The sequence below is a fragment of the Enterococcus eurekensis genome, from assembly GCF_042654605.1.
Classification (GTDB): domain Bacteria; phylum Bacillota; class Bacilli; order Lactobacillales; family Enterococcaceae; genus Enterococcus_I; species Enterococcus_I eurekensis.
The window spans coordinates 129,714-138,868 of sequence record NZ_JBHSGT010000054.1 but is presented as its reverse complement, the minus strand read 5'-3'; the positions used below and the strand labels follow the sequence as shown (position 1 = coordinate 138,868).

General features: G+C 38.3%; 6 protein-coding genes and 1 pseudogene. 1 reads left to right on the top strand and 6 read right to left on the bottom strand.

The window, feature by feature from the left end:
• Window positions 1-199: 199 nt before the first annotated feature.
• The 4 genes and pseudogenes from ACFO3L_RS08960 to ACFO3L_RS08945 all read right to left on the bottom strand — a co-directional run.
• Window positions 200-427: pseudogene (locus ACFO3L_RS08960) on the bottom strand (integrase core domain-containing protein); the annotation flags it as partial.
• Window positions 414-830: a transposase family protein gene (locus ACFO3L_RS11525; protein ID WP_465253953.1), complete on the bottom strand. Its 417-nt coding sequence runs from the start codon at window positions 828-830 to the stop codon at window positions 414-416. The pseudogene ACFO3L_RS08960 and the gene ACFO3L_RS11525, both read right to left, overlap by 14 nt.
• Window positions 831-1,030: 200 nt before the next feature.
• Window positions 1,031-1,351 (bottom strand): hypothetical protein, encoded by a 321-nt coding sequence (locus ACFO3L_RS08950; RefSeq protein ID WP_379966242.1) that lies wholly within the window; start codon window positions 1,349-1,351, stop codon window positions 1,031-1,033.
• Window positions 1,352-1,359: 8 nt separating this feature from the next.
• The gene (locus ACFO3L_RS08945; protein WP_379966233.1) at window positions 1,360-2,886 is read right to left on the bottom strand and encodes an ABC-F family ATP-binding cassette domain-containing protein; all 1,527 of its coding nucleotides are present in this window, start codon (window positions 2,884-2,886) and stop codon (window positions 1,360-1,362) included.
• 285 nt (window positions 2,887-3,171) lie between these two features.
• Here ACFO3L_RS08945 and ACFO3L_RS08940 point away from each other — a divergent pair, with 285 nt between their 5' ends.
• Entirely contained in the window at window positions 3,172-4,032 is an 861-nt protein-coding gene (locus ACFO3L_RS08940) for an ROK family protein (protein ID WP_379966230.1), read from the top strand.
• Window positions 4,033-4,075: 43 nt separating this feature from the next.
• Here the strand turns inward: ACFO3L_RS08940 and ACFO3L_RS08935 are convergent, their stop codons facing one another.
• Together ACFO3L_RS08935 and rpoC are read right to left on the bottom strand one after the other, a co-directional pair.
• Window positions 4,076-4,918, bottom strand: coding sequence for an MBL fold metallo-hydrolase (locus ACFO3L_RS08935; protein WP_379966227.1), 843 nt, complete (start codon window positions 4,916-4,918; stop codon window positions 4,076-4,078).
• A 182-nt stretch (window positions 4,919-5,100) separates the two neighbouring features.
• A complete protein-coding gene (gene rpoC / locus ACFO3L_RS08930) occupies window positions 5,101-8,760 on the bottom strand; it encodes a DNA-directed RNA polymerase subunit beta' (protein WP_379966224.1) in 3,660 nt (1,219 codons plus the stop codon).
• Window positions 8,761-9,155: the final 395 nt, after the last annotated feature.

The window sequence follows — 9,155 nt, the reverse complement described above, 5'->3', positions numbered from 1 at the left end:
ATTATTGAGTAATTCGCTGTCTATAAAGGTTTTTAAAATTTTTTATGCATTTGATATTGCAATTAAGCGAATAATTTCATTCATGGAGTTTCTCATTGTTTGATTCAAACATCAAGCCAGATCGCTTGACACTTGAATCAAACAATGAGTGGAAAAAACCATGAAATTGTTCGAAAAAAATAATATAGAGTGTCTGGATTTAGACAACGCTGTTGATAAGATTCTCGTATGTAAATGGAGTCAAATAACCGATAGAACCATGTCTTCTCTTTCGATTATAAAAACGGAAAACATAATCAAAAATGTCAAGTTTTGCTGTTTCGAAATCGGGATAAACCTCTTGTTGATAGACTCGCTCCTTTTTCAGACTTGCATGGAAAGATTCTATCCCTGCATTGTCATACGGACAACCTTTACGAGAAAAAGAATGTTGAATTAATTTTCCTGTTTTTTAAAGCAGCTTCTAATGTTCGAAGAACAAGAGTCGTATCCATTTTCTTGTCAAATGAGTAACCAATTATTTTTTTTGAATGTAAATCCATGATGGTTTGTCCGCAATTACGACAAAGAAAGCGTGATCGTTTCAGCTCTAAATAGGTTAACGTGTTACGGAACAAAGCCATTTGAGTACGAGTGGTATTTGTACCGTTCTTAACAATTTCACCTTGATTTTTTCTCCCGCATTTCTCGCAATGAGTCGGATTATAAGTCAAGGAGCCAATAATTAATTGAGCAGTGACACCTTTTATTTTCACATCCTCCAACCAATTTTCTGGGAAAGTAATATTTTCATCTGTTAATCCAAGCATTTTTCTAGTATTATTGTCCATGAGGCTTCACTCCTGATATATGTTTGTTTTAGACGACTACATTTTATCAGTTTGAGGCCTCTTTTTGTTAGCAAAATTAAAAAAAGTGCTGAAAGAAAATCTCTATGAGATTTTTCCATCAACACCAAATATTATACAACCATAATATACAAAAAGGAGCAACAACCGAATTGAATCGATTGTTACTTCTTTTTTATTTGCTATTTTCCATTTGAATCGGGCTGCCATTCAAAACCATCAAAGGTTTCACCATCATAGTATTTCAAAAGATCGGCGTAATCCAGTAACGAAGAAGTCATTTCTTCTTGTTCTTCTTCTTCGGCTTGTTTAACTAGTTGTGTTTCCGCATAGGCTTGGTACTTTTCAAGTAGTTGGCGATAAAGTTGTTGCTTCGATGAGGTTTCGGCTGCAATAAATGGTAATTCACGTAAATAACCTTCATATACTGGTTGGTCATCGACAAAAGTAATCGGTAATTCAATTACATGCAAATTTAATTTATCAAATTGTTGGTGCAAGATACTCCCTCCTATTCTCGGATATCAACGATACGATCGACCCATTCTTCATAAAACTCTTGCTCATGCGAGACAACAATCACGGTTCCTGGATAGTTAATTAAACTCTCTTGTAAACTCTCTTTGGCTTGTTGGTCAATATGGTTCGTTGGTTCATCTAAAATCAAGAAATTTCCCGGTGTCATGGTCATTTGCGCTAATTTAACTTTCGTCTGTTCGCCACCACTTAAATTTTTCATTGGTTCTTGGGCTAATTGGTTCACTAGACCAGCTAATGATAAATGACGACGCAACTCTTTCACGGTCGCTTTCGGGAAAAGATCACCTAAGTATTGTAGAGGTGTTTCAAGTGGGTATTCCCACGATAAATCTTGTGAGAAGTAATTAATCTTCGTATTGGCCGGTAAATGAAATTCACCATCAACGGACGGAATTTCACCGATTAAGGTTTTTAGCAGTGTTGATTTCCCAATCCCATTAAAACCTCGAATTGCAATTTTTTCGCCATAACGAATCGTTAGTTGAATCGGACTTAATAATGGTTTACCTTCATAACCAATCACTAAATGATCGGTTGTTAATGCTAACGTTGAGACAATTGGATTATAAGGGAATTGATAGTGCGGTTTTAACGCTTCACTCGGTGGTGTTAAGCGTTCGACTTTATCGAGTTGCTTCTCACGACTTTTTGCCATCGTCGAGCGTGAACCAGCTTTGTATTTACGAATATAAGCTTCGGTTTTTTCAATGTGTTTCTTTTGATTTTCGTATTGTTTTAAATACGTTTCACGATTGGCTTCTTTTTGTTTTAACGCTTTTTTCAGATTGCCTGTATATTTGGTCATTTGCCCAAATTCAATATCGGCAATATGGGTGGTAATTTCATTCAAAAAATCACGGTCATGTGAAACGACTAAAAAGGTGCCGGAGAACGCTTGTAAAAAGTTGGTTAGCCACAAGACGTGTGTATCGTCCAAATGGTTAGTGGGCTCATCTAAGACTAAAATATCTGGTTTTTCAAGTAGCAGCTTAGCTAGAATGACTTTTGAACGTTGACCACCACTTAATTCTTTTAAAACCGTCTCCAGACCGAGTACTTGAATACCTAGACCTGTCGCCATTTCTTGAATTAATGTGTCCATTTGATAAAAATCGCCTTGATCAAGTTCCGTTTGTAAACGACCGGCATTTTCTAATAAACGATCATCCATCGTTTCACTATATTTCGTGTAGTACTCGGTAATTTGGGCTTCTTTATCCAATTCTTTTTGAAAAGCCGTTTTTAAAAAGTCATAAATCGTCAAAGATTCATCAACTTGGACGTATTGATCCAAGTAACCTAAGTGGCTATTTCGTGGGACTTCAACGCGGCCATTATCTGGTAAAAGCTCCCCGGTAATAATTTTGATAAGGGTCGATTTTCCGGTTCCATTTTGACCAATTAGACCGACGTGTTCGCCTCGATTAACTTGAAGGTTTAAGTTTTCATATAAGATTTTATCTGCAAATTGATGGGTAATATCTGTTAAATTTAGCATGGTGATTCCTTTCCTCTTTCAACATAAATGAATTAAAAAGCGATAGACAGACCGTCTACCGCTAACTCATTTCAACTGTTGTAGTGTAGCATATTTTTTCAGAAAAGGCGATGAAAACTGATTGAATCACAAAATTTCTTTAATTTCTCCAAAAAATGATTTTGTTTCAAAAAAATGTTTCACGTGGAACTTTTTCTAAATAAAATCCAAAAACAATTTCTTTCTAAGCGGTTTCTTGTTATGATATGGGAAGCGGTTCAATATTGAATGAACGAGGGATGAATCATGACTTTAGCAGTTTTTGATATTGGCGGTTCTGCCGTTAAATATGGTAAATGGGAAGACAAACAATTAAGCGAGACAGGACAATTTAAGACCCCTGTTACTTTTGAGGAAATGCAACAAGCAATGAAAGACGTTATTGCTCGTTTTGGCGAAGGGATTTCTGGCGTGGCAATTAGTTCACCTGGTGCCGTTAACGTTAAAGAACGACGTATTGATGGGATTAGTGCGGTACCTTACTTACATGAACGTCCAATTTTTGATGAATTAGAAGCAGCTCTTAGATTTTCAATTACAATCGAAAATGATGCGAACTGTGCCGGAATCGCTGAAATGGGCTTAGGTGCCGGTCGTAGCGTTGAGCATGCTGTTTTTGTGGTAATTGGTACAGGTGTTGGTGGTGCCATTTTCATCAATGGTCAACTGTACAAAGGTGCCCACTTATTTGGCGGGGAATTTGGTTTAATGGTTAATCGTAATGGTAAAACTTTAAGTACAAACGGAACAGCTGTCAATACAGCCGATCGTTTCTCAAAAATGATTGGACATGAAATTAGCGGCAAAGAATTATTTGAACGCTACGATGCTGGTGACCAAGCTGCGATTGAAGCATTTAATAGCATGTATGATCATTTAGCAGATTCATTGTACAACATTCAAGTTTCCATTGATCCAGAAATGATTATTATTGGTGGCGGTATTTCTGCACGACCAGATGTCACTGATGAAATTCGTCAACGTCTTGAGGCTTTACTAGTTGAATTTGGTGTACCAGGTGCAATGCCTAAAGTTACAGCTTGCGAATTTTTAAATAATGCCAATTTAATTGGTGCTGCAATCAATTACGAAAATTTAATGAACTAACAAAAAAGCTGGCCTATGTCAGCTTTTTTTCCTTTATTAGTGCTTAAAAATCGATTTCCATCCCATCATAGCTCGTCAAAACTCCTTCGGCTTCGCTCAACGTTTGCATCGCTTCATGATTCAAGCCACCATTATGTGAAAAGTGACTCGCTACATAAATCGTTCCCTCACCAACTAGTCCCAGTGCTCGCATCTTCTCAATCAAAGTAACGTTTTCTTTTAGCGACATATGAACGGGACCACTTTGTTCAAAACCTTGACCCGTACAATCTAATGAAACGAAATCAAAGACGATTTGTTGCTCTGCTAAATAGTTCAAATCCTCATCCTTTGACATCCCTGTATCATGCGTATAAAACAACGATTTTCCAGTTTCTCGGTCAACAATCGCATAGACTAAACAATCTTCTACAAAATTACCATGTTGTGCTGGAATCGGGTAAATCGTATAACGACTAATCTCAATTGCTTCGTATGGCCGAATCGTATGATATACTAACCGGCTCTCATCAAAACGCCCTTCTAACTCAAACGCCCGATCATAAAAGGTCTTCGTAAATTCACTACCATAGACATGTAAAATTTTATCTAGATTTTGACCGTAGCCACTCATTCGTAACGCCAAATCTTCAGCATACAAATGATCGCCATGCCAGTGTGTCAATAATAAATGCTCAATCTCATTAAAATCTATATCATGTTGCCATTGATGTAAAAAACTATCCCCTGGAAAATCGATTAGTAATTCGCCATCATCAATCACTGTTTGCAACTGTGTGCGCCATTCTTTCCCTTTATTCTTTCGAGCAAATTCACAGACCTCACACTTACAAAAAATCGCCGGTACTCGCTCTGCCGCAGCTGTACCTAAATATTTAATCTTCAAACCTTTTCCAACTCCTTCTACCATCATTTCGATTTATATTATACGCTAGTCGAAGGAAAACGCTATCACTTTTTATGATTTTTTTAAGATTTAAAAGATGGAAATTTTATTCTAGCAGCCTTCAGATGCCTAAAAAAAAACAAAAAAAGCCTGACAACTCAAATTGTCAGGCTTTCGAATGCTTATTGTTCCGTTTTTAATGCTTCTGCGGCATCTTCAGCAGCCATTTGTGCTTCGATGTCTGAAATGCTGTAGACATTTTTACTTGCAACAGTCACTTCTTTTGGTTCCATATTACGGTAACGAGCCATACCAGTACCAGCCGGAATGATCTTACCAATAATTACGTTTTCTTTCAATCCTAATAAGTGATCTTTCTTACCACGAATCGCTGCATCTGTTAAGACACGAGTCGTTTCTTGGAAGGAAGCAGCAGATAAGAAACTATTTGTTTCTAATGATGCTTTTGTAATACCTAATAGAACTGGACGAGACGTTGCTGGAACGCCACCAGCAATTAATGTTTGATAGTTACGATCTTTGAAGTCCGCAATATCAACCAGTGTTCCTGGTAAGATATCCGTATCACCTGGATCCATGATACGAACTTTACGTAACATTTGACGAACCATTACTTCGATATGTTTATCACCGATTTCTACCCCTTGCATACGGTAAACGCGTTGTACTTCACGCAATAAGTAGTTTTCAACTGTTAAAACATCACATACTTGTAATAAGTGTTTTGGCTCAATTGATCCTTCGGTTAATGGTGCACCACGATCGATCATATCGCCTTCTTTTACTTTCATACGAGCAGTAAATGGTACTTGATATGTTCTTGTATCTGTTTCACCTTTAATCGTTACTTCTTTAACGCGTGTTGCTGCATCTTCAGAGATATCAATAACTTCACCAGTAACTTCTGAAACAACGGCTTGTCCTTTTGGATTACGTGCTTCAAAGATTTCTTGAATACGAGGTAAACCTTGAGTAATATCGTCTCCGGCAACCCCACCCGTATGGAACGTACGCATTGTTAACTGTGTACCAGGCTCTCCGATTGATTGGGCAGCAATTGTACCAACTGCTTCTCCCACTTCAACTTCGTTTCCTATTGCTAAGTTACGGCCATAACAGTGTTTACATACACCGTGTTTTGTATTACATGTGAAGACTGAACGAATTGTTACTAATTCGATACCTGCATCAATAATTTGTTTCGCTAAATCTTCTGTAATTAATTGATCTGCAAGAACGATTGCTTCCCCTGTTTCTGGGTGACGAACTGTTTTACGTGCATAACGACCAATTAAGCGTTCTTCTAATGATTCAATGATTTCGTTTCCTTCACGGATTGCACGAACTTCAAGACCACGGTCTGTGCCACAATCGTCTTCACGAATGATAACATCTTGGGCAACGTCAACTAAACGACGTGTTAAGTAACCAGAATCGGCTGTCTTCAAGGCAGTATCCGTCATTCCTTTACGGGCACCATGGGTAGAAATAAACATTTCTAAGACAGTTAACCCTTCACGGAAGTTAGAGATGATTGGTAATTCCATGATTTTACCACTTGGAGCGGCCATCAATCCACGCATACCAGCCAGCTGAGTAAAGTTGGAGATGTTACCACGGGCACCGGAATCTGACATCATGAAGATAGGGTTTTTTGCATCTAATGTTTTCATTAATTTTAACTGAATTTCATCTTTTGCAGCATTCCAAACAGCAATAACACGTTCATAACGCTCGTCATCAGTAATTAAACCACGACGGAATTGTTTTGTAATGTTAGCCACTTGTTTATGAGCTTCTTCAATAATATCGTGTTTTTCTTCAAGAACCATGATATCGGCAATCCCTACAGTGATACCGGCCATTGTTGAATGTTTGTATCCTAAGTCTTTCATACGGTCAAGCATACGTGATGTTTCTGTTACTTTGAAACGTTTGAAGACTTCTGCAATGATGTTACCTAAGTTTTTCTTCTTGAACGGTCCAATTAAATCTTGTGTCTTGATAAATTCTGGAATGTTTGTTCCAGCTGGCACGAAGTATTTATCTGGTGTTTGTACCGCTAAGTTGAAATCAGTTGGTTCATTTAAGTAAGGGAACTCTGGTGGCATGATTGAGTTAAAGATAATCTTACCAACGGTTGTTACCATTAATTGTTCTTTTTGTTCAGGTGTGAATGGTTTGTCACCCAATTGGGTTGGGTCAACTGCTACACGTGAATGCAAGTGAACATAGCCATTACGCCATGCTGTTACTGCTTCATTCATGTCGCGGAAGATCATTCCTTCACCTTCGCGTCCGTCTGCTTCAATTGTTAAGTAGTAGTTACCTAAAACCATATCCTGAGAAGGCGTAACAACTGGTTTACCATCTTTTGGATTCAAGATGTTTTGAGCTGCTAGCATTAACATTCTTGCTTCTGCTTGTGCTTCTTCGTTTAATGGCACGTGAACGGCCATTTGGTCCCCATCGAAATCGGCATTATAGGCTTCACACACTAATGGGTGTAAGCGGATTGCGCGCCCTTCAACTAAAATTGGTTCAAATGCTTGGATTCCCAATCTATGTAACGTAGGTGCCCGGTTCAATAGAACAGGATGCTCGCGGATAACGTCTTCTAAAACGTCCCATACATCATCTTCTTGACGTTCAATTTTACGTTTCGCATTTTTGATGTTTGACGCAATTTCGCGTTTTACTAATTCGTGCATAACGAATGGTTTAAATAATTCAAGTGCCATTTCTTTCGGTAAACCACATTGGTACATTTTTAATGATGGACCAACGACGATTACTGAACGACCAGAATAGTCAACACGTTTTCCAAGTAAGTTTTGACGGAAACGACCTTGTTTCCCTTTCAACATATGAGAAAGTGATTTCAATGGGCGGTTACCCGGTCCAGTTACTGGACGGCCACGACGACCGTTATCAATCAATGCGTCAACGGCTTCTTGTAACATGCGTTTTTCGTTTTGAACGATAATGTTTGGTGCATTTAAGTCTAATAAACGTTTCAAACGGTTATTACGGTTAATTACACGACGGTATAAATCATTTAAGTCAGAGGTCGCAAAACGGCCACCTTCTAATTGAACCATCGGACGTAAATCAGGAGGAATAACAGGAACAACGTCCATAACCATCCAGCTTGGTTGGTTACCAGATGTACGGAATGCTTCCATGATATCTAGACGACGAATGGCACGTGTCCGTTTTTGACCCGATGCTGTTTTTAACTCTTCTTTTAATTCCACGACTTCTTTTTCTAAGTTGACCGCATCTAATAATTGTTTTACGGCTTCTGCTCCCATAGCAGCGCTAAATTCTTGACCATATTGCTCACGTTTTTCACGGTATTCGCGTTCAGTCAATAATTGTTTTTTCTCTAAGCTTGTGTTACCAGGCTCAATCACGACATAAGAAGCAAAATAAATAATTTCTTCTAATGCACGTGGACTCATGTCTAATACAAGACCCATACGTGATGGAATCCCTTTAAAGTACCAAATATGTGAAACAGGTGCTGCTAATTCAATGTGACCCATGCGTTCACGACGAACTTTTGAGCGAGTGACTTCAACGCCACAACGGTCACAAACGATGCCTTTATAACGGATACGTTTGTATTTACCACACGCACATTCCCAATCTTTTGTAGGACCGAAAATACGCTCATCAAATAACCCTTCGCGTTCAGGTTTTAACGTACGATAGTTAATTGTCTCTGGCTTTTTAACTTCACCATAAGACCAGCTTCTAATTTTTTCGGGAGAAGCCAAGCCTATTTGCATGCTTTCGAATCTATTTACATCGATCAAAAGGGGTTCCCTCCATTTCATTTCATGGCTATAACATATAACATTTATTCACGGGATTGTTGGAGTAGCCGTTCGGAGCTAACTCGCCCTATGGATAAAATCAAAAATCAATTTTCCCATAGGTTTCGTTACCTCTCACAGCTAGAGACTCCAAAGCAATCACCTTTTTTCACGGGATTTACGAAGCAGTGACTCGGTAATAACCCTGATTCTTTTTGAAAGTAAACAACACTTTCAAACAAATCTTTGCTTATTACTCGTCACTAGACGCTTCTTAAATCACCTTTTTTCACGGGATTTACGAAGCAGTGACTCGGTAATAACCCTGATTCTTTTTGAAAGTAAACAACACTTTCAAACGACTCTTTGCTTATTACTCGTCACTAGACGCTTCT

What these genes read in the sequence shown, in the direction of transcription:
- ACFO3L_RS08945 (WP_379966233.1), bottom strand. Translation starts at nt 2,886, where the DNA reads ATGCTAAATTTAACAGATATTACCCATCAATTTGCAGATAAAATCTTA.
- ACFO3L_RS08940 (WP_379966230.1), top strand. Translation starts at nt 3,172, where the DNA reads ATGACTTTAGCAGTTTTTGATATTGGCGGTTCTGCCGTTAAATATGGT.
- ACFO3L_RS11525 (WP_465253953.1), bottom strand. Translation starts at nt 830, where the DNA reads ATGGACAATAATACTAGAAAAATGCTTGGATTAACAGATGAAAATATT.